Source organism: Geobacter sp. AOG1 (assembly GCF_019972315.1).
Lineage (GTDB): Bacteria > Desulfobacterota > Desulfuromonadia > Geobacterales > Geobacteraceae > Geomobilimonas.
In genome coordinates this window covers 601,554-621,120 of record NZ_BLIZ01000001.1, presented here as the reverse complement: position 1 = coordinate 621,120, position 19,567 = coordinate 601,554, and the positions used below count along the sequence as shown (strand labels likewise).

Here is a 19,567-nt window from a genome sequence, read left to right as displayed (position 1 = left end):
GCGACTACTCCTCCTTAAGGGCCCGCAGGCGGGAGGTATCGATGGACGAAAATTCCCGGCTGATGTGGTTGATGACAATTCCCATGACGAAGATACCCACCAGAAGGTCGAGCAGCGCACCGGCCTCCACCATGACCGGCATCGCCTCGGTCAGGAGCAGGCCGAATACGAATATCCCGTTCTCCATGACCAGATAACCGATGACTTGGGAAATAGCCTTGCGACGGGTCGTCAGGATCAAGAAACCGGTAAGTAACGTGGCAATGGATGCCGGGACGAAGAGCAGATCTTTGTGTTCCGGGGCGAGCGGCAGTTTTTCTGCAAAAGCGAAGGAAAGAGCCGTAAAGACGGCGCCGAGGAGCAGGGTCGACACATAGCCGATGAATGGCTCCACTTCGCGTCTGATCTGGGCCTTGTGCACGGCATTGCCGATCAGATACGGGATGACAATCCCCTTGGCCAGGATGATGCCAGCGGTGATGCCGGCCAGGTGGCCGGAAAAAGGGTTGATCAACCCCGGCAAAATGCCGAGGATGACCCCTTGGACAGCTACGGCACGGATGGAAAAAACCAGTCGGCTCGTCCCGAGCATGACCAGATTGATCAGCATCACCAGCACCAACAGTTGATCGGCGAATGCACTCATGGGTTACCTCAATACCAGCAGCAGGGCAAAGGCGGACAAGATGGTGGCGCCGACCAGGAGTTGGGGGATACGCACCAGCCTCAACCGGGCCATGACCGATTCGACCACGCCGATGGCAACCGCCAGTGCCATCATGGCGACGACGAAGATTGCCCAGTCCACCAGCGGATTTCCCGTGGCAAGGGGGAGGGCGACGTTGACGAAGACCGCCCCGAGAATGAACAGTTTCAATGCCGCACCGTAGAGAATGATGCCAAAGGCGGGGCCGCTGTGGTCCAGCACCATGACTTCATGGATCATGGTCAGCTCCAGGTGAGTGTTGGGGTCATCAAACGGGATCCGGCAGTTCTCCGCCAACAACGTGATGAAGAGCGCCCCCACCAGCAGCAGCATGCTGGCCCCCGCGGCGAGCCATATCGCGGGGGTGGGGTAGATCAGGATGGTCGAGAGGGTGAGGGACTTGCTCATCCTCGCCAGGGTGATCAGGGTAAAAAAGAGTGTCGGCTCCACGAGACAGGAGAAGGTTACCTCGCGGGCCGCTCCCATTCCTTCGAAGCTCGAGCCGGTATCAAGGGCTGCGATGGTGGTGAAGAAGCGTGACAGCCCGAAGAGATAGGCGAAAAGAATCATGTCTCCGCTGAATGAAAGCGGGGCGGCATGGCGCCCCAGCGGAATCAGCAGGACGGCGATGAGCGTTGCCGACAGTGTCACCACCGGCCCGGCGCGAAAAACCCACGTGGTGGTCTCGCTGAAGACGGATCCCTTGCGGAAGAGCTTTATCAGGTCGTAATATGGCTGCAAATAGGGCGCGCCGACCCGTCCGGCAAAGGCCGCCTTGGTCTTGCCGATGATTCCGAGCAGAAGGGGCGGAAACAGCAGCGCCACCGCACAATGGATGATGATGTCGGTCATTTGGTGCCAACCTCGGTGAACATGAAACGTCGACAGCCCATCAGTGTGTCCAGATCATCAGGACGAACAGGGTAGCAAAAATGTACAGCATGTAGATATGCAGCTGGCCATGCTGGAGCTTCCTCAGATAGGAAAAGCCGAGGCCGATCCAGTGAAAAATCGGCGACAGCACCCGGTCGAGCACCGTTTCGGTGACTGCATAGTGAAACGCGGCCTTGCGGGGAAGAATCACGCCGGTCATGACGGGTCGTTCGCGTCGCGGGGCAACGATGGTGCCGAGCAGATTCACCACCAGCTCACTGAAAGACGTGCCGGTATACTGCATTCTGGGGGTTGGCTCGAGATAGCCGCATCCCCAGGTGGTGCTCCGGGGTTGGGATGACCCGCGTAACCGCACCAGGTAGACGGCTCCGATTATCAGCGTGAGGATAACGAGCAGGATATTGACAAAGGTGAGTGGCAGGAGAGGCACCTGGCTGCTCGCCTGTGTGAACAGATCGCCCGCCACGTCGCCATAAAAGCCGACCACGGGCGTTACCAGTCGGACCAGGAGCTGGGGAGACATGCCGGCAGCCAGGCAACAGATGGCCAACAGGATCATCGGACCGTTCATGAAGCCGCTGGCTTCATGGCTGTGGGCTGCAGCAGCTGAACGGGGAGTGCCGAGAAAGATGATGCCGTAGAGTTTGACGAAGGTTATGACCGCCAATCCGCCGACCAGCGCCAGCACCGGCGCAACGAGAGCCGCCAGGGGCAACGGGGCGGTGATGCCATCCGTAATGGACCCCACATAGAGAAACAGTTCGCCGACAAAACCGTTGAGAGGCGGCAGACCGCAAATGGCAAGGGAGCCGACCAGGAAGAGGGTGGACGTAATCGGCATTCGCCGGGCAAGCCCACCCATCCGGTCAATTTCGCGGGTGCCGGCGCCATGGATCAGCGCCCCGCTCCCCAGGAAGAGGAGGGACTTGAAAAGCCCGTGGTTGACAATATGGATGAAGGCGCCGGAAAGGCCGCATACCACGAGATAGGGGGCGTGGGCCTGGATGCCGACCAGCGCCAGTCCTATGCCGATAAAAATAATCCCGATATTCTCGATGCTGCTGCAGGCGAGAAGACGTTTCAGGTCACGCTGGCCGGTCGCCAGGGCGATGCCGTTGACTGCCGACCACGCCCCCAGCAGGAGGATAACCCAGCCAACCCAGACGGGGAGCGCAACAAAGAACGAAAGAGTCCTGAGGATGCCGTAGACTCCCATCTTGAGCATCAAGCCGGACATCATGGCTGAAACATGGCTGGGGGCATTTGCGTGGGCTCCGGGAAGCCAGAAGTGCAAGGGCATGAGACCGGCCTTGCCGCCGAAACCGACCAGGGCGGTTACGATGATGAGCGTCGCATACGGCAACGTCTGGGCGAGAGCATGGGATGCCGGAAAGGCGAAGGTACCGGTCGTGCTCCGTAACAGGGAGAACATGACAAACAACGCCATGGTGCCGGTATGGGTGGCAAGGAGATAGACGGTGCCGACACGCTGCACAGCAGAACTCTGCTGTTCGGTCGTCAGCAGAAAATAGGCGGACAGGGCCATGACCTCCCATGCCATGAGAAACAGCACGCCATTACGTGCCACGACTACCAGGACCATCGCTGCGGCAAAGAGACCAAGAAAGAAGGTCAGCTTTCCCGCACTTGACTGCTCACTGGCCGGCCAGTAGGCAAGGGAGTACACTGAAACGCAACCGGTAACCAGGAAGAGTGGGAACAGAAAGATTGTAGAAAGATGGTCGGTGGAGAAGAGCGCAGGTCCGAAGGGCAATGGCCAGTCAACCTGGTAGAATGCCGCCGGGGAACCGCCCAGGAGCTGGATGACGGCGATTTCGCCCAGAAGAGAGGCGATGACGACGGCGAATGCGGCTATCCGTTGGCCAAAAAGGGGGGCGCGCAGGAGTAGTCCCGGTACTCCGGATGCTGCTAGAATTGTTGCAGCGGTCAGAAGGTACGCAGTCGGTTCAAGGAAGAAAAACAAGGATGCCTCACAACTACCCTCTCGTTCATGTCAAGGTCGAACATGATATTGGGTGGCATGAAAATACTATGTGTTGTAAAAAAATATAACACATGACAAAAATATATGGTATAAATAGCCACACGTCAATAAAATTGTGCACCACTATAAATTAAATACGACACATATGTAAGGGAGTGCCGTCATGCCGAACACGCGACTGAATATCACGCTGCCAACCCCGATCGTGGATGATATCAAGGCCCTTTACGGGCAGCGGGGTTTGAGCCAGTTTCTGGAGGAAGCGGCCCGGGAAAAGCTTGAGGAAGTAAAAAAGAAGGCGTACAAAGGGCTGATTGAAGGGTACCAGTCCACTGCCGAGGATACGAAAGAAGTGCTGAAAAAATTCGAAGCTGCGGTGACGGAGAAGCGCGATGTTTAAACGTGGTGGCGTCTATGCGGTCAATCTACCCCATGTCGGTGTACAGGAGCCGGAAGTTTGCCCCTGCTTGGTGGTGAGCAACAATATCAGCAACGAGTATTCACCGGTCGTGACCATTATTCCCCTGAGCTTCACCAAACTGGAGAAGATCTACGATTTCGAGACATTTCTGCCGGCAGCCGGTACCGGCTTGGGTCGCGATGCAAAGATCAGTTCCCACATCCTCATTACCATTGACAAGGCCAACGTGGTGGGAGATCGCCTCGGCTTTCTCACCAAAACGCTGATGAGCCAGGTTGAAAAAGCACTCTGTTTACAACTCGGCATCGAGGAGACGCCGGGACTCATAAAAGGATGAATCCATGCTGTTAGAGCCGTCTGAAGCTGCACAGGCATTGAATGTTGATGAAAAGACCGTCGTACGCTGGATAAAAAAGGACAAGCTGCCGGCCGAACAGATCCGAGGGGGAGATTACCGGATAAACCCGGTTGACCTTTTGGAGTGGGCTACGGAGCGGGGCATCAAGGTGCATCCGTCGCTGTACAAGATGCACGATGCGGATAGCGGTCCCTTGCCGGCCCTGAGTCAGGCCCTGGAAGCGGGGGGCATTCACTGTGCCGTCGCCGGAAGCGACAAGGAGACGGTGCTGCGTACCGTTGTGGCACAGTTGGAGTTGCCCCCCGAGCTTGATCCGGACTTCATCCTTCAGGTGCTTTTGGCTCGTGAAGCCATGGGTACAACCGCGGTCGGTGACGGCATCGCTATTCCCCATGTACGCAACCCCATCCTGGTGCAACTGCCTGTGCCAAAGGTATCACTCAGTTATCTTGCGGAGCCGGTCGACTTTGGCGCGCTGGACGGCAAGCCGGTGCAGATACTCTTTACGATCATATCACCCACGATCAGAATGCATCTGCACCTGCTTTCAAAGCTGGCTTATTGCCTGCGCGATTCGCGTTTGCGAAAGATCCTGGGTAAGCAATGCAACGCCGAAGCTATCATGGCGACGGTTGTGGAAATTGAAAAAGATATAGGCCTAGGCGTTTCATGACCGGCGGCCGATGGCCGTTCACCAGCAGATTTTCTACACCTCATCCGCCATGAGAAATCCCTGTCTTTCAGACCACATAGGTTGCGAATTTCGCACGCCCGGATGGATCCACAAAAACCGAGGGGTCAGGCATATGCCCGACCCCTCGGTTTTTTCATGGCGTTCCACTTTGACGCAATCAAGGGTGGTTATTGGGATACGACGAACTCGTCCCGCCGGTTTTTCGCCCATGCGGCTTCGTTGTGTCCGGAGTCAACCGGTTTTTCCTTGCCGTAGCTGATAAAAGTCAGCCGTTCCGCGGGAACCCCCAGTGTTGTCAGATACCTGACCGCCTCCTTGGCACGCTGCTCGCCAAGGGCAAGGTTGTATTCGTCCGAGCCTCGCTCGTCACAGTTGCCTTCGACACGGATCTTGGCCTGCGGGTTCTGCTTCAGGGCTTCGAAGTTTTTGGTCAGTGTCTGACGCGCGGTAGTATTCAGCGTCGAAGAATCGAAATCAAAATATATCTTCTCAAGGGCTTTCCGCATATCGGCAGTCGTCGCCGGTACAGTGGCCTGTTGTGGCTTCTGCTGACTGAGAGGCTGTGTCATTGTATTTGATGTGGTCGGCTTCTGCGGTGCGGTTGCCGCAGGTTTCGCTGCTGCAGGGGAGATGGGCTCGTCTTTTTTCACTATCTCCTGTTTGGCGCAACCGGCATACAAGAACATCCCTGCAAACACTACCGGCAGAAACCGGTTCATGGTCCTCTTCATGGCATTCACTCCTCTTGGTTGATTGATCAATACAATGCACCCCACGCGGCGCGAGCCACCATACTGCCAGCGCCGGAGGGTCAGGCCGATTTTGAAATGGGATTGGAGGTCAGGCTGAAAAGGGAGGAGGTGCACGGGATGAATTGGGAAACAGCGAGGGTCGCCCCGTGGGTAGCAACGCTATGGGGAATTCGGTACGATAAAGTTCAAAAGCGCGGAGTTCGACAGGTTTTGCCACGACAGCAACGATTTCAAGGGATTTCTTGATGGCATGCGAGGAGTTCTTTACCTGGTTTTCGACGACGGCCCGCTGGCTCGGCTTGGGGCGGTGGGGTCGCGCAAGGTCAGGCACGCGCATTCCCGCCAAGAGGAGAGCCGCTGCGATAACGAACGCTGTGAGCAGGGGAATGCTCTTGTTATGCAGAAAATAATTATTAGTCATCTGTTATGTTTTTGGTGATACAAAATGATGCAGGGTTTCAAAAAATAGCCTGTTTTTGGTAAAAAAGCAACCGTGCCCCGGCATGATTTTTCTGCAGGTTGCGGGATAGCTGATAGACTATGAGTCACGTTTACCCATTGAGGAGAACAACCCAGGGTGGGGTTAAGCGTTGACAGAATCGATACGTCCGACTATTATATGCAGAAATATGAATATAGCAGGGGAGGTGTAGGCTATGCCGCTGTTCGAATATACGTGCATGGCATGCGGATGCCGCTTTGAAAAACTGCACAAGGCCGGCGCGGAGTACCGGACCGAATGTCCCGCGTGCGGTTCCGCCGAGGTCAGGAAGGAAATGTCGACCTTTGCGGCGACGGGAAGTTCCCCGGCGGGAGGCGGGTGTTCCAGCGGTGGCTGACGGATCTGATAACGCCGGTCTGGCGTTATAGTGATAAAGCAGAAATGGAACCGGTGGAGGTCGTCTTGAGAACTTTTTTGCTGGTAATAGCATTTTTAGCTTGCTGGTTTGCACTCATAGCCATGGTGCCACGGTTCAGAGTCCCCACCTGAAGGTCCGATCTTCGCGACCTCGGGGGCCGGGGTACCGTCAGTAAGACCGAAAAAGCTCACCATCAAGTGAACGGATGACCATGGCGGTTCGCGTGCCGCTATAGCATGCCGTGGCTTATCCACCGCAGCGGGAAGAGGGGGTGTCGCCATGATACGGGCAATTCTCGTCGGGGTACTGATTGCGGGCACCGCGATCACCATCGAAGCTTCGGACCACTGCAGCGAGTGCCATGGCAATCGTCAGCGGATGGAGTCTTTGGGTTATGGCCATTTCACCGTAACCAGCCAGGAGGTCGGGGCGCAGACGCGTATGCCGGCCACCTGCAGCGAATGCCACCTCGGCAACCCGGATGCAAAGGAGAAGGAGGAGTCACATAGGGGAATGGCCCGCCTCCTCGTCGTGGGGAAGAAGGGGTTTGCGGTCATGACGTCGGTCCGCTCCTATCCCCTTGCCTACGATACCAATCCCATGAACCGCCTCTATACCGTTGTCGAGAAGAATGGCAAGCCGGTGAAGGATGTGTCGGTAGTTACCCTTTCGTGGCACGACAAGAAGACCGACACCCTGAGCCAGGACTTCGACGTCATGAAGAAGACCTGCGGGGCATGCCACCGGAAGGAGTTCGACGAGTTCTCCCGCAGCACCATGGGGACCAACGGCAAGCAGAGCCAGTACAAGGGGTGGATTACGCCAGAGCGTGGCCCCCACAACTGCGGTCCCTGGTTCGAAGGTAACCTTGCGGCGATGCAGGCAAACACCCTCGTCCCCCTGTCGCCAGAGAGCCAGCGCATCAACCAGAAGGCCTGCAATACCTGTCATGTTGGCTGTCTGGACTGCCATTTCAACCCCCAGGAGAAGCATCCCGTCGATCCCTCCCGCGGGCCCCATACCTTCGCGAAGACTCCGCCGTCCGAGAGCTGCTACGGCAACGGTAGGGCCTCCATCTGTCATGCGGGTCCCGAGGACCGACGCCGGGGAGCGGGGTATTTTGGCGGTTCGTTCTCATTCCCCGAAGGTAACGAACCCGATGTCCACCTGAAAGCCCGGGTCGGCTGTCTCGACTGCCATGAGAGTACGAGAAGCAACCCCGCCATCGGTCACGGCATGGTCAGACGGCAGGCCCAGGACTCGTGCAAGCGCTGCCATCCCGATGCGGTTGCAACCCATGCTGCCTCACGGCACAGGAATCTCTCCTGCGAAGCGTGCCACATTCAAAAGGTGGCCGGCTACCAGGGAACCTACTGGGGACCGGGGAAGATTGCTGGAGCGGCTACCCCCTATTTCAAGTACAAGGCCTATTACGGCTATATGCCGGAGCCTATCCTGATAAAAGACCAGAAGGGGCGCTGGATACCGGTCAAACCCTTCCCCATGGCGGTCATGAATCAGAAAGCGTCCCCCTTCAAGCCCGGCCTGCATTGGCGCTACCCGCTCGACCTCCCGGACCTGAAACGGACGGACGACGCCTGGGGCTATGTGGGGCTGGTCAGCGGTCTGCCGGACAACAACAATGCCCTCCTCTGGATCCAGATGGACAAGATGTCGCACAAGCTGGGGAAAAGCCGCTCCTGCGATTCGTGCCATGGCTCCACGGACGGCGCCCAACGGCAGAAGGTCACCTGGGAGTACAGCGACCCCGGCGCACTGCCGTTCAGCGGCAGCCACGAGGTGCTGGCCGATCGTAACGGCCTGTTCATCAAGGGGATGCAGTCGGAGAAAATCGAGCCGGAACCGGGATATTCTCTCTCGGCCTTCGCGCCGTGGGTCTACCTGAAGGACGCATGGCAGATCAGGGGGAACTTTTCCCTGCCGGTTATCAAAGACCGGAATCAGTACGAGCCGTTCAGGACCAGTCCCGATGACGCGCGAAAATCCGGCATTATCCATCGCTGACGTGGAATGTGGACCAGTACCGAAACGATTGGAAAGGACACCACTATGAAGGTAGGCATTATCCGTTGTCAGTTGACCGAGGACATGTGTCCCGGCAGCACCGATTTCAAGGTGGCCCGGGAAGGGACTCTGGCCTTCGAGGAGACCGGTCCGGTGGAGATCATCGGGTTTTTGTCCTGCGGCGGCTGCTCCGGCAAGAAGGCCGTCACCAGGGCCAAAATGATGGTTGACCGTGGGGCGGAAGCAATTGTCTTTGCTTCCTGCATGAAGAACGGCAACCCCATCGGCTATCCCTGTCCCCATTTCGCAGCCATCAAGGGAGCGGTGGAGAAAATGCTCGGCCCCGGGACGAAAATCATTGACTGGACCCACTGAGGCCAAATTGTGAACAATGCCGTTTTACGGCTATGACGGAGTACAACAATAATGTTTTGCCCCACCATGCTCAAGCTGCGGGAGCTCTACCGCACCGCGGCGCTTCTGGCGCTCATCACCATTTATTACAACATAGCCGAGGGGGTGATCTCGGTCTGGTTCGGCGCTGCCGACGAGACATTGTCACTTTTCGGTTTCGGGCTCGACTCGTTTGTTGAGGTGATTTCCGGCATCGGCATCTGGCACATGGTCAGACGACTCGGTCATGGAGAGACGGCAGACCGGGACCCCTTCGAGCGGCGTGCCCTGCAGATAACGGGAGGGGGCTTCTATCTCCTTGCCGGCGGACTGGTGGCGACCGCTCTCGTCTCCTTTTTTGAGCACCACCGGCCGGTGACTACCAAGTGGGGGATCGTCGTCTCCCTTATCTCCATCGTAGCCATGCAGGCCTTGATCCACTACAAGGTGAAGGTCGGAACCGCCCTCAATTCCCCCGCCATCCTGGCGGATGCCGCCTGTACCCGCACCTGCCTGCATCTTTCGGTGGTTCTGCTTCTGGCCAGCGTTGGCTATACGTTGACCGGCATCGGTTCCCTCGATGCCATCGGTTCACTGCTCATCGCCGGTCTCTCCTTCCGCGAAGGGAGGGAGGCGTTGCAGAAGGCCCGGGGGCTTGCCTGCTCCTGTTCCTGCTCCGGGAGTTGCGGCACTGCCCCCTAGCCGGCCAAGCTGTTGAACGACAGATAAGGACACATATCGAAAGGATCGTTGCATGGACTGGGATGAACGCTACAGCGAACCGGGCTTTGCCTACGGCACGGCACCAAACGAGTTTCTCGTATCCGTGGTGGACCGGATTCCGAAAGGAAAGATCCTTTCTCTGGCCGAGGGGGAGGGGAGAAATGCCGTCTACCTGGCATCGCTCGGGTATGAGGTGACGGGTGTTGACGGGTCGGAAGTCGGGCTGCGTAAAGCCGTGGAACTGGCAGCGGAACGGGGTGTCGTCATCACCACGGTACATGCCGATCTGGGCGCGTTCGAAATAGAACCGGCACAGTGGGACGGCATCACTGCCTGCTATTGCCATCTGCCATCGGCGATTCGCATTCCGCTTCACCAGGCCGCCGTCAGGGGGCTGAAGCCGGGGGGAGTCTTCGTGCTGGAGGCATTCAGCAAGGAGCAACTCGCCTATGGCACCGGTGGCCCCCAATCCCTTGACATGCTCATGTCGTTGGATGAGCTGAAACGGGAGCTTGCCGGTCTGGAGTTCATCCATGCTGTCCAGGTGGAACGTGATGTGCGTGAGGGAAGCAGGCATACCGGCCTGGCATCGGTGGTGCAAATCCTGGGTGTCAAGCCGCTTGAGCCGTAACGCGAGGGCGTATCGTCCGTCGGAGAATATGGTAAATTTGTTAGTGCACTGCAAAATGAGAGGTAGGAATGGCCTGTCAATTACTGGACTGCTGCCAGCTCTTTAAAAACCTGGAGAATTTTCCCCGGACGGCGGAGTACATACGGGAGAAACTGTGTCTCGGTGATTATGAATCCTGCAGCAGGTTCAGGATATTCAAGGGGTATGATGGCGGAAACGCCCCCCTGGACATCGATCCCAACGATGAGGAAGCGGTGAAAAAGGTCATACGGTGCATGAAGAAAAAACGGCGGTCCGGAGATTGATTCTACGGCAGCTTGTCGCAGAAGAGCAGACAGTACGGAATTCCACATGATTCAGGACCCTACGGATCAGTACATAACAACGATTCTGGCGCGGTGTGACATTCTCGGCAAGGACCTCCTCGAAATAGGGTGCGGCAAGGGGAGGATCACCCGTGACCTGGCGAAGCATGCGCGGCGTGTGGTGGCCAGCGACCCCGATGCTGAGGCCCTCGAAACTGCACGGGCCGTTGTTTGTGCGGATAACGTGCAGTTCGTGCATGCGCCGACCGGGATGCCCGATTTCCCCGCCGGCACCTTTGACCTGGTCATCTACACCCTTTCTCTTCACCATGTCTCTGTCGAGGAAATGCCCGACAGCCTGCGGATGGCAGCCGGCCTTCTGCGCAAAGACGGGTCCATTGCGGTTGTCGAGCCGGGGGATGGCGGCTCCCTTACTGAGGCAAAGGAGCGTTTCGGTGCGGGGAGCGGCGACGAGCGTCCTGCAAGGGAGGCGGCAGTTTGCGCCATGCATTTACTGGATGGCTGGACAGTGGGGGAGACGGTACCATTCCGGACCCTGTTCCGGTTTGACGATGACGAAGATTTCTTCGTCAGCATGCTCCCCGGCTACCGGCAGCAGCCGGAGTCTTTTTTGCGTGATGTCAGGGCGTTTCTCGACCGGCACCGGACCGGCGATGGAATTATCCTCGATGCCGACCGGCGGCTGAACGTGCTGCGGCTGTCTGCACAACGAGAACAACCATGAAAAGCCTGCTCGACTACCGGTTTCTCATCCCGCTGGTGCTGCTCCTCGGCTTTGCGCCATTCTATCCCCAGCCCCACATCGTGGAAAAACTCAGGATGCTGCAGGCGGGTACGCTGAAAAGGCCGATCGATATATTTGATCTCGTCTGGCACGCCTGGCCGTTTGTGTTGCTGGCGTACCGCATATCCCGGGACATCAGGCTTCGTGCTAAGTGATTGCAGCACTTCCGGAAGAAGGAGAAGAAATGCAGCCCCAGGACCTGGCAAAAAAAATTGCAGCAAAAAAGGCTCCAACCGTAGTCGATGTCAGGAGCGGCATCGAGTTCCGGCGGGGGCACATACCCGGTGCAGTCCATGCGCCTGCCTGGAAGATACTGTTTCGGATGGCGCCGCTTCCCTCCGATAAGGAGGCGGAACTGGTGGTGACCTGTGAACATGGTCCCCGTGCTCAGATTGCCCAAGCGCTTCTCAACTCCCGCGGTTACCGGAATGTCGTGCTTCTTGACGGACATATGGCAGGCTGGCGTCGGGCCGGGCGACCCCAGGAAACGTAATAGAATCACCATTGCCCAAGGGATTTCAGAGTCAAGGAGGCCATTCATGAAGATGCACATTGTTGTTATCGGTGCCAACGCCGCGGGGGCGAAGGCCGCTTCCAAGGCGAAGCGGATCAATCCCCACGCTGAAGTTACGCTCGTAGACCGGGGAAACTTCATCTCCTACGGGGCATGCGGCATCCCGTACTACGTGTCCGACACCGTGGCCGACGTGAAGGAGTTGATGACCACGCCGGTCGGTGTTGTGCGTGATGCGGCCTTTTTCGGCAAGGTAAAGGGGGTGAAGGTCATTACGGGCACGGAGGCTGTTGCCATCAACCGCGAAGCCGGGACGGTGGAGCTTCTGGAGACGGCCTCGGCGAGAAGATACACCCTCGGCTACGACCGGCTGGTGCTTGCGACCGGCAGTACTCCGTTCTTTCCTCCCCTTGACAACAGCGACCTTGAAGGGATCCTGACGGTGAAATCCATTGAGGATGCGGAATTGCTCAAGGCCAGTGCCGTTGCGGGTAAGCAGGCCTGCATCGTGGGGGCCGGGCTCATCGGTCTGGAGACGGCGGAGGCGCTCAGACAGCAGGGGCTTGAGGTGACGGTGATGGAGATGCGTGACCAGGTGCTGCCGGGGGTGCTGGACGCCGAGATGGCCGCACTGGTGGAGAAGCATCTCCGGATGAACGGGGTCAAGGTCATGACCTCCTGCCGGGTTACCCGGTTTGTCGGCTCCGGGCGGGTAGCGGGGGTTGTTGCCGATAAGGGTGAGGTCGCCGCGCAGCTCGTCGTGGTTGCCCCCGGTGTGCGGCCGAATACCACCCTGGCGCGGGAGACGGGGCTTGAGATAGGTGCCACCGGGGCAATTGCCGTCGATTCCCGCATGCGGACCAGCGATCCTTACATCTTCGCCTGCGGCGATTGCTGCGAGTCGCTTAACCTGGTCACCGGCGCCAAGGTTTTCGTCCCCCTCGGAAGCACGGCAAACAAGCAGGGGAGGGTGGCCGGCATCAATGCGGCAGGTGGCGAAGCGTCCTTTCCGGGAATTCTGGGGACCTCTATCCTCAAGGTCTTTGCCGTCAACGCCGGGAAGACCGGCATGACCGAAACCGAGGCCAGGGCCTGCGGATATGAGGTGGAGACCGTCCTTTCTCCGGCCCCCGACAAAGCCCACTTTTTCCCCGGGGCCAAACCGATTGCGCTGAAGATTGTTGCGGACCGGAAGACCGGCAGGATCCTCGGCCTCCAGGCGGTCGGCGAGGGGGCAGTGGACAAGCGCCTCGATGCGGCGGCAGCTGCCATAACCTTCAAGGCGACGGCCGACCAGCTCTCCCAGCTCGATCTCGCTTATGCCCCCCCCTATTCGGCGGCCATGGACAATCTTCTCGTCGCCGCCGATATTCTCAAGAACAAGCTTGCCGGCCATGCCCGGGGCATCTCTGCCCGGGAGGTCAAGCGCAAACTCGATGAGGGGGACGACTTTATCCTCCTTGATGTCCGTTCTCCCGCTGAACATGCCGAGGTGGGGATCGAGGGAGCGAAACTCATTCCGCTGGGGATGCTGCGTGAAAAACTGGACTCCCTCCCCCGGGACAAGGAGATCGTTACCTTCTGCAAAATCAGTCTTCGCGGCTATGAAGCACAGAAAATACTGGATGGAGCAGGCTTCGACAAGACACGCTTCCTGGATGGCGGCATCATGATGTGGCCTTACGAACTGAAGCGGGGATAACCGCCGCGTTTTGCTCAGGGAGCTGGTGCCGTTTACAACACCGGGACAAGGGCAATGTGACCGGCGGGCGTACTTGACGAAGCCTGATTTGACAGTACTATTGCTACGACAATGTAGCGCGGCTACATTGCGAATCAGAACCATCAAAGGAGAATAAGGCCGCACCTGTCAGCAGATGATGATTGTGCGGCTTTTTTTCGTCCCGGAGCCCGGTGATGCGTGCAGGAAATGCAAGACTGCCAGGTTTGTCCGTTCTTGTCTGGCTGATGCTGGCTGTGGGCTCGGTCTGTCTTGCCGGACCTCCGCCGCCGCTGACTCCTCCCCCCGTCATCAAGGTGGTGATGGACAACAATTACCCTCCGTTCGCGTTCAAGGACAGCGAGGGACATCTCCAGGGGATCCTGATCGATCAATGGAGACTCTGGGAACAGAAAACCGGCATCAGGGCCGAGATCCACGGCTATGACTGGGATGAGGCCCGGCGCCGGATGGAGGCGGGTGAGTTCGACGTCATCGATACCATCTTCTTCACGGAACGCCGGTCCAGAATCTACGATTTTTCCCCGCCATACTACACCATCGACGTCCCGGTCTTTTTTCACAGAAATATCTCCGGCATCAACAACGCCACATCGCTCAGGGGATTTGCGGTCGCCGTCAAGACGGGCGATGCCGTCATCGACGTCCTGAAGCAGCAGGGCGTCAGCCAGCTTGTCGAGTTCAATAGTTACGAAGCCATTATTGACGCGGCCCGAGATCAGAAGGTGGTGGTGTTTGCCGTCGACAGGCCGCCAGCGCTCTATTATCTCTACAAAAAAGGCATCTACGACCAGTTCAGACAATCTCCTCCCCTTTATTCCGGCAAGTTCCACCGGGCCGTGAAAAAGGGGAACACAGCCCTGCTGAAGATGGTTGAACAGGGATTTGCCCGCATTTCGCCGACAGAGCTGAAGTCCATTGAACAAAAGTGGTACGGGACCCCGCCGTTCGGGACGACATACCCGAAGTACCTGGTTGCAGCGGCAGCCGCCGCGGTGGGACTCGTCGTGCTGTTGGCGATCTGGACCTTTACCTTGCGCAGGGTCGTTGCCGGCAAGACTGCCGAGCTGGTCAGGGAAATCGCCCTGAGCAACCGGCGGGCTGAAGAGTTGCAGCTTAGCGAAGAGCGTTTCCAGGCGATCTTCGATTCGGTCAACGATGCCATTTTCATCCACGACCTGGAGACCGGCGACATTCTCGACGTGAACCGGCGCATGTGTGAAATGTCCGGCTATTCGAGGCAGGAGGCCTGCAGCATTGGTGTCGAAGCCTTGAGTTCCGGTGTGCCTCCCTATACCCGGAAAGAAGCGATAGAGTGGATGAGAAAAGCCGCCCAGGGTGATCCGCAACAGTTTGAGTGGCATAGCAAGGACCGTAATGGACGCCTTTTCTGGATTGAAGTGAACATGCGGAGAGCACGTATAGGCGGGCAGGATCGGATCCTGGTGACGGCCCGCGACATTTCCGGCCGTCGGCGGGCAGAGGAGGCGTTGCGCGCGTCGGAGGAAAAATACCGGAACATCTTCGAGTATGCTCCCATCGGTATTTTCCAGTCCACGGTGGAGGGGCGGTTCCTGTACGTGAATTCTACCCTTGCACAGTTATACGCCTATGACTCACCGGAAGAAATAATTGCGGCCGTTAAGGATATCCCAGGACAGATATTTGTCAGACCCGAGCAACGCAGCGACCTCATCGGCAGGGCGCTGGCGTCGGACGGCTTCGTCCGGGGCGAGGTCGACTATCGCCGCAGTGACGGTTCACTCTTCATTGCCAACCTGCACATCCGCGTCGTGCGCGGCTACAAAGGCGACGTCGCCTTCCTTGAGGGGTTCGTGGAGGACATCACCGAACGCAAACGGGCGGAGGATGCCTTCCATGCCCAGTTCGTCCAGATTTCCACCATATTTGACGAACTGAGCGTCATTGTCTATGTCGTCGACGCGGCGACAGGTAAACTCATCGCCCTCAACAAATATGGGACCGCCATCTTCGGGGCCGGCTGGCAGGGAAAACCGTGTCATGACGTGATTCATTGCGGTGCACCCTCCCCCTGCGTGTTCCCGGCGGGGGAAGAACCGGGTACCCAGCAGACGTTTGCCTATAAGAACACCCTCACCGGCAGATGGTATCAGTGTGTGCGGAAAGAGATTGCCTGGGTCGATGGCAGGCGGGTCCATATCGCGGTCACGTCCGATATAACCGACCTGAAAGAGATGGTGCGCATGAAGGACGAGCTGCTCTCCATCGTCAGCCACGAGATACGGTCGCCACTCACCGCCATGCGCGGATACACGGAGTTTCTCCTGGAAAACAGCGTGGACGAAGCCGAACTGCGCCAGTATCTCGGAATCATCCAGAGCGAGAACATGCGCCTGGATGAACTGCTCACCAACCTGCTCGACCTCAAGAATCTGAAGGCCATCGTGCCCCTTGACGGGATGACGCCCTTGGCACTGGGACCGCTACTGGAGGAGGCGGCTGCCCTCTTCGCGAAACGGGACAGCCGGCATCGGATACTTAAACAGATTTCTCCCGATCTGTCCCCAGTCCCCATAAGTGCGGGGTACATGCACCGGGTGCTGGTCAATCTCCTCTCCAATGCCGTCAAATATTCTCCCAAGGGTGGGGACGTCATTCTTGGTGCGCAGCGGAACGGAGCTGAAAGCGTTACCATTTGGGTACGGGATGAGGGTGTCGGAATGCCACCGGAAGTCCTGGATAAGATATTCGACCGCTTTTACCAGGTGGACAGCAGCGACCGGCGGGTTTTCAGCGGGACCGGCCTGGGTCTTGCGCTGGTGAAGGAGATCGTGAGCGGGTGCGGCGGAAGGGTCTGGGTGGAAAGCACCCTTGGGGAGGGGAGTACCTTTTTCGTCTCGTTGCCGGCCGCACGTGAGGGTGAGCAGGTGCGAACGGAGCATGCCGGATAGAAAACGCTCCTTGTTACGGGCCGTCGCAGGTCGCTTCATTCCACTGGATATACTTCTTCACCGTTCGCCTGTCGAGGCCGGTCCGGCGTGCGACCTCTTCGTAGGTGCCGTGTCGGCGGTAAAGGAGAGAGCAGTATCCTGCCAATAATGTCTGGGCATCCGTGGTTCCCGCTTCGATGCCGGCAACCAGCTGTTCGTGCAGTCCACCAGATATGGCTCGGCTGTCCCCGGCGTAGTGGCGGGTGAGGATGATGCGTCGGATCGCCTGCTCCAGTTCCCGGACATTCCCCCCCCAGGGGTAACGAGGCCCCAGATCCCTCTGTATGCTCTCGCAGACCAATCCCACCATGGACTTCCCTTCCGGACCAATCATACGCGTTAAAATGCCGGTCACCAGGACCTCCAACTCCCGTGGCTCCTCCTGGAGCCGCTGGCGCAGCGCTGGCACGGTGATGATATCGGAGCAGAGCCGGTAGTAGAAATCATCGCGGAACTGCCCCTGTTGCCGCATTTCGTCCAGGGGCCTGTTGGTGGCGGCAATGACCCGGCCATGGAAGCGGAGCCGGTCGTGACCGCCGACCGGCGAGAAGGTCCGTTCCTGGAGAATTTGGAGAAGCTTGATCTGTACCTGGATGGAGACGTCGCCGATCTCATCGAGAAATATGGAGCCATGGGGGGTACAGCGGGCGAATATCCCTTCGTGGTTTTCAATGGCGCCGGTAAAGGCCCCTTTCCTGTGGCCGAAGAGTTCCGATTCCAGGAGCGATTCCGGATACTGGGAGAGGTTAAGGGAGATGAAGTTGCGGGTGAAACTCTCACTGAAGCACCCCTTCCGCTCGTCGAAGGGGATGAAGCCCGAACGGCCGATGGCTGCCGCTGCCGCTCCCTTGCCGGTCCCGGTCTCGCCGAGCAGCAGGGTGGAGAAATCCTCCATCCGGTTCCAGAGATGGTTCTCGTACCAGTTGATGTCGGAGGTGAAGACATTGTTCCAGAGGTGCAGCCGGAGAGTGTCCATGGAGGGGGCGAGGCCAGTGAGACTGTTTTCGATGAAATAGAAGGCGCGGCGGATCTGGTAGAAGATGGCGAAGTAGCGCCGGGCTTCGTCGTTGTCGATCCCTTGGGCGACAAGGCTGGCGAAGATGTCCCGGGCAAAGGGGACCTGGCAGGGAGTGTCCCCCGCCTCGATCTGGCGCAGGATGAAGGCGTCGAATTCGAAGCGGAAGCGGTGGTAGACGTCGAACAGAACCACCGTCCGGACGATCTCCCGGTCCTCCCCCCTGTAGCGGCGCAGGTCGGTTTTCCCTGCCGTCATGAGGCTGCGCACCCGTTCCTCGACCCGGGAGATGGTTCTGATAACCAGCTCGTCCCGGGAAACGGCCTGGGCCGCCCCGGCGATCTGCCGGTCGAACTCCACCCGTTCCTGGCTGAAGGGGTTGGTGAAGGCGGCCCGGGCCACCGTGGCGAAAAACTCACGATCCGCAGCAGAAAGTTTCAATGTCGTTTTCATGCACAAAATGTACATGACCCTTTCATCCAGTGTCAAGACATCCCCGAAGAAATTTTTCATGGATATCCATTTACTGCTGTATTTATCCAGCGCTATCGGTATGATAGGCAGACTCAGCGCTCCTGGCACGATCCCTGTATTACGATCGCCATGGAAACTCCCTCCCCGACGGGGGAGCATTCGAGGAGCTGGAACCCATGACCGACGTCCCCATCATCGACTTGCATTGCCACACCGCCGGCATCGGCGCCGGCGACAGCGGCTGTTTCGTCTCTCCCCCCCTGCAGCGGAGTTGGAAATACCGCATCTACCTCAGGGCCTTCGGCGTAACCGAGGCGGAACTGCTCCGCGAGGGGGATGGCCTGATACTGCACCGCCTATCCCGGACCCTGGCCGCGTCGCGTCGCGTCAGAGCCGCCGTGGTCCTGGCCATGGACGGCGTGACGGATGAACGGGGAGAGCTGGACCGGGCGCAGACCGAGATCTACATCCCCAATGAGTTCATCGCCGCCGAGGTGCGCCGCTATCCCAACCTCCTCTTCGGGGCGAGCATCAACCCCCACCGGGGTGATGCCCTGGAGCGCTTGGAACGGGCCCATGCCGACGGTGCGGTGCTCGTCAAGTGGCTTCCCTCCATCCAGCACATCGACCCGGCCGACCGGCGGATCATCCCGTTCTATCGCCGGCTTCGGGAGCTGGGGCTGCCGCTCCTGACCCACACCGGAGAAGAGAGCTCCTTTACCCGTTCACGGGACGAGCTGGGAGACCCGGAACGCCTCCGTTGTCCACTCCAGGAAGGGGTGACGGTCATAGCCGCCCATGCTGCGAGCAACGGCAGGAACGGGGGGGAGCCGAACCACGAGCGCTTTCTTCGCCTCTGCGCACAGTTTCCCACCCTTTACGCCGACATCTCCGCCCTGACCCAGGTGAACCGGCTCGGGCATCTCTCCCGGCTGCTGAAGCACCGGGAACTGCACGGGCGGCTCCTCTACGGTACCGATATGCCACTCCTCACCACCGGTATAACCTCCCCCTGGTTCCATGCCTGTTGCCTGCCGCCCCGCACCCTGGCCAGAATTCTTGCGGAGAAAAACCCTTGGGACCGGGACGTGCTTCTCAAAGAGGCGTTAGGGGTGCCGGCGGATATATTCGGCAATACGGCGAGACTATTGAGGCCACTCCTCCAGGGAGAGGCACAAACAAAACAGAATGAAGCACGGATCGGATCTTAAATTGCGGAGCACTGCGGATTTTGAAACCAGGAGTCCTTTGCTCTGATTGGTGTTATCCGCCGTTTCTG

Annotated in this window: 21 protein-coding genes; 15 read left to right on the top strand and 6 right to left on the bottom strand. The window is 58.5% G+C overall.

What is annotated here, in order from left to right; translation table 11 throughout:
• Window positions 1-4 precede the first annotated feature (4 nt).
• The 3 genes from LDN04_RS02750 to LDN04_RS02740 are packed head-to-tail and all read right to left on the bottom strand — an operon-like array spanning window position 5 to window position 3,584.
• Complete coding sequence (locus tag LDN04_RS02750; protein ID WP_223906099.1) at window positions 5-646, bottom strand: hydrogenase; 642 nt, start codon at window positions 644-646, stop codon at window positions 5-7.
• Between the two features lie 3 nt (window positions 647-649).
• Entirely contained in the window at window positions 650-1,558 is a 909-nt protein-coding gene (locus LDN04_RS02745) for a respiratory chain complex I subunit 1 family protein (protein ID WP_223906097.1), read from the bottom strand.
• Between the two features lie 40 nt (window positions 1,559-1,598).
• Window positions 1,599-3,584, bottom strand: coding sequence for a proton-conducting transporter membrane subunit (locus tag LDN04_RS02740; protein ID WP_223906095.1), 1,986 nt, complete (start codon window positions 3,582-3,584; stop codon window positions 1,599-1,601).
• A 184-nt stretch (window positions 3,585-3,768) separates the two neighbouring features.
• Between LDN04_RS02740 and LDN04_RS02735 the strand changes: the two genes are divergently transcribed.
• Genes LDN04_RS02735 through LDN04_RS02725 form a run of 3 tightly spaced genes read left to right on the top strand, consistent with a single transcriptional unit; the run spans window position 3,769 to window position 5,057 of the window.
• Window positions 3,769-4,005, top strand: coding sequence for an antitoxin (locus LDN04_RS02735; protein WP_223906093.1), 237 nt, complete (start codon window positions 3,769-3,771; stop codon window positions 4,003-4,005).
• Window positions 3,998-4,363 carry a type II toxin-antitoxin system PemK/MazF family toxin gene (locus LDN04_RS02730; protein WP_223906091.1) on the top strand — a complete coding sequence of 122 codons (366 nt, stop codon included), beginning with the start codon at window positions 3,998-4,000 and terminating at the stop codon, window positions 4,361-4,363. Before LDN04_RS02735 ends, LDN04_RS02730 begins: the two co-directional genes overlap by 8 nt.
• Before the next feature lie 4 nt (window positions 4,364-4,367).
• Window positions 4,368-5,057: a PTS sugar transporter subunit IIA gene (locus tag LDN04_RS02725; RefSeq protein WP_223906089.1), complete on the top strand. Its 690-nt coding sequence runs from the start codon at window positions 4,368-4,370 to the stop codon at window positions 5,055-5,057.
• Window positions 5,058-5,245: 188 nt separating this feature from the next.
• Here the strand turns inward: LDN04_RS02725 and pal are convergent, their stop codons facing one another.
• Together pal and LDN04_RS02715 are read right to left on the bottom strand one after the other, a co-directional pair.
• Window positions 5,246-5,809: a peptidoglycan-associated lipoprotein Pal gene (gene pal, locus LDN04_RS02720; protein ID WP_223906087.1), complete on the bottom strand. Its 564-nt coding sequence runs from the start codon at window positions 5,807-5,809 to the stop codon at window positions 5,246-5,248.
• A 109-nt stretch (window positions 5,810-5,918) separates the two neighbouring features.
• Entirely contained in the window at window positions 5,919-6,251 is a 333-nt protein-coding gene (locus LDN04_RS02715) for a hypothetical protein (protein WP_223906085.1), read from the bottom strand.
• A 235-nt stretch (window positions 6,252-6,486) separates the two neighbouring features.
• Here LDN04_RS02715 and LDN04_RS02710 point away from each other — a divergent pair, with 235 nt between their 5' ends.
• From LDN04_RS02710 to LDN04_RS02660, 11 genes are all read left to right on the top strand, one after another.
• Complete coding sequence (locus tag LDN04_RS02710; protein WP_223906082.1) at window positions 6,487-6,669, top strand: zinc ribbon domain-containing protein; 183 nt, start codon at window positions 6,487-6,489, stop codon at window positions 6,667-6,669.
• 300 nt (window positions 6,670-6,969) lie between these two features.
• A complete protein-coding gene (locus LDN04_RS02705; RefSeq protein ID WP_223906080.1) occupies window positions 6,970-8,715 on the top strand; it encodes a cytochrome c3 family protein in 1,746 nt (581 codons plus the stop codon).
• 45 nt (window positions 8,716-8,760) lie between these two features.
• Window positions 8,761-9,090: a CGGC domain-containing protein gene (locus LDN04_RS02700; RefSeq protein ID WP_223906078.1), complete on the top strand. Its 330-nt coding sequence runs from the start codon at window positions 8,761-8,763 to the stop codon at window positions 9,088-9,090.
• 51 nt (window positions 9,091-9,141) lie between these two features.
• Window positions 9,142-9,810 carry a cation transporter gene (locus tag LDN04_RS02695; RefSeq protein WP_223906076.1) on the top strand — a complete coding sequence of 223 codons (669 nt, stop codon included), beginning with the start codon at window positions 9,142-9,144 and terminating at the stop codon, window positions 9,808-9,810.
• A 52-nt stretch (window positions 9,811-9,862) separates the two neighbouring features.
• Complete coding sequence (locus LDN04_RS02690; protein WP_223906074.1) at window positions 9,863-10,462, top strand: bifunctional 2-polyprenyl-6-hydroxyphenol methylase/3-demethylubiquinol 3-O-methyltransferase UbiG; 600 nt, start codon at window positions 9,863-9,865, stop codon at window positions 10,460-10,462.
• 68 nt (window positions 10,463-10,530) lie between these two features.
• The gene (locus LDN04_RS02685; protein ID WP_223906072.1) at window positions 10,531-10,767 is read left to right on the top strand and encodes a hypothetical protein; all 237 of its coding nucleotides are present in this window, start codon (window positions 10,531-10,533) and stop codon (window positions 10,765-10,767) included.
• Between the two features lie 46 nt (window positions 10,768-10,813).
• Window positions 10,814-11,512: a bifunctional 2-polyprenyl-6-hydroxyphenol methylase/3-demethylubiquinol 3-O-methyltransferase UbiG gene (locus tag LDN04_RS02680; protein ID WP_223906070.1), complete on the top strand. Its 699-nt coding sequence runs from the start codon at window positions 10,814-10,816 to the stop codon at window positions 11,510-11,512.
• Complete coding sequence (locus tag LDN04_RS02675) at window positions 11,509-11,727, top strand: hypothetical protein (protein ID WP_223906068.1); 219 nt, start codon at window positions 11,509-11,511, stop codon at window positions 11,725-11,727. Before LDN04_RS02680 ends, LDN04_RS02675 begins: the two co-directional genes overlap by 4 nt.
• Before the next feature lie 29 nt (window positions 11,728-11,756).
• A complete protein-coding gene (locus tag LDN04_RS02670) occupies window positions 11,757-12,065 on the top strand; it encodes a rhodanese-like domain-containing protein (RefSeq protein ID WP_223906066.1) in 309 nt (102 codons plus the stop codon).
• 46 nt (window positions 12,066-12,111) lie between these two features.
• Window positions 12,112-13,788 carry an FAD-dependent oxidoreductase gene (locus LDN04_RS02665; protein ID WP_223906064.1) on the top strand — a complete coding sequence of 559 codons (1,677 nt, stop codon included), beginning with the start codon at window positions 12,112-12,114 and terminating at the stop codon, window positions 13,786-13,788.
• A 245-nt stretch (window positions 13,789-14,033) separates the two neighbouring features.
• Window positions 14,034-16,760, top strand: a complete 2,727-nt coding sequence (locus LDN04_RS02660; protein WP_223906062.1) for a PAS domain S-box protein — start codon at window positions 14,034-14,036, stop codon at window positions 16,758-16,760.
• A gap of 13 nt (window positions 16,761-16,773) precedes the next feature.
• On the opposite strand, the gene LDN04_RS02655 is transcribed toward LDN04_RS02660, so the two are convergent.
• Window positions 16,774-18,267: a sigma 54-interacting transcriptional regulator gene (locus LDN04_RS02655; RefSeq protein WP_223906060.1), complete on the bottom strand. Its 1,494-nt coding sequence runs from the start codon at window positions 18,265-18,267 to the stop codon at window positions 16,774-16,776.
• Between the two features lie 197 nt (window positions 18,268-18,464).
• On the opposite strand from LDN04_RS02655, the gene LDN04_RS02650 reads away from it, so the two are divergent.
• Window positions 18,465-19,499 carry an amidohydrolase family protein gene (locus tag LDN04_RS02650; protein ID WP_223906058.1) on the top strand — a complete coding sequence of 345 codons (1,035 nt, stop codon included), beginning with the start codon at window positions 18,465-18,467 and terminating at the stop codon, window positions 19,497-19,499.
• Window positions 19,500-19,567: the final 68 nt, after the last annotated feature.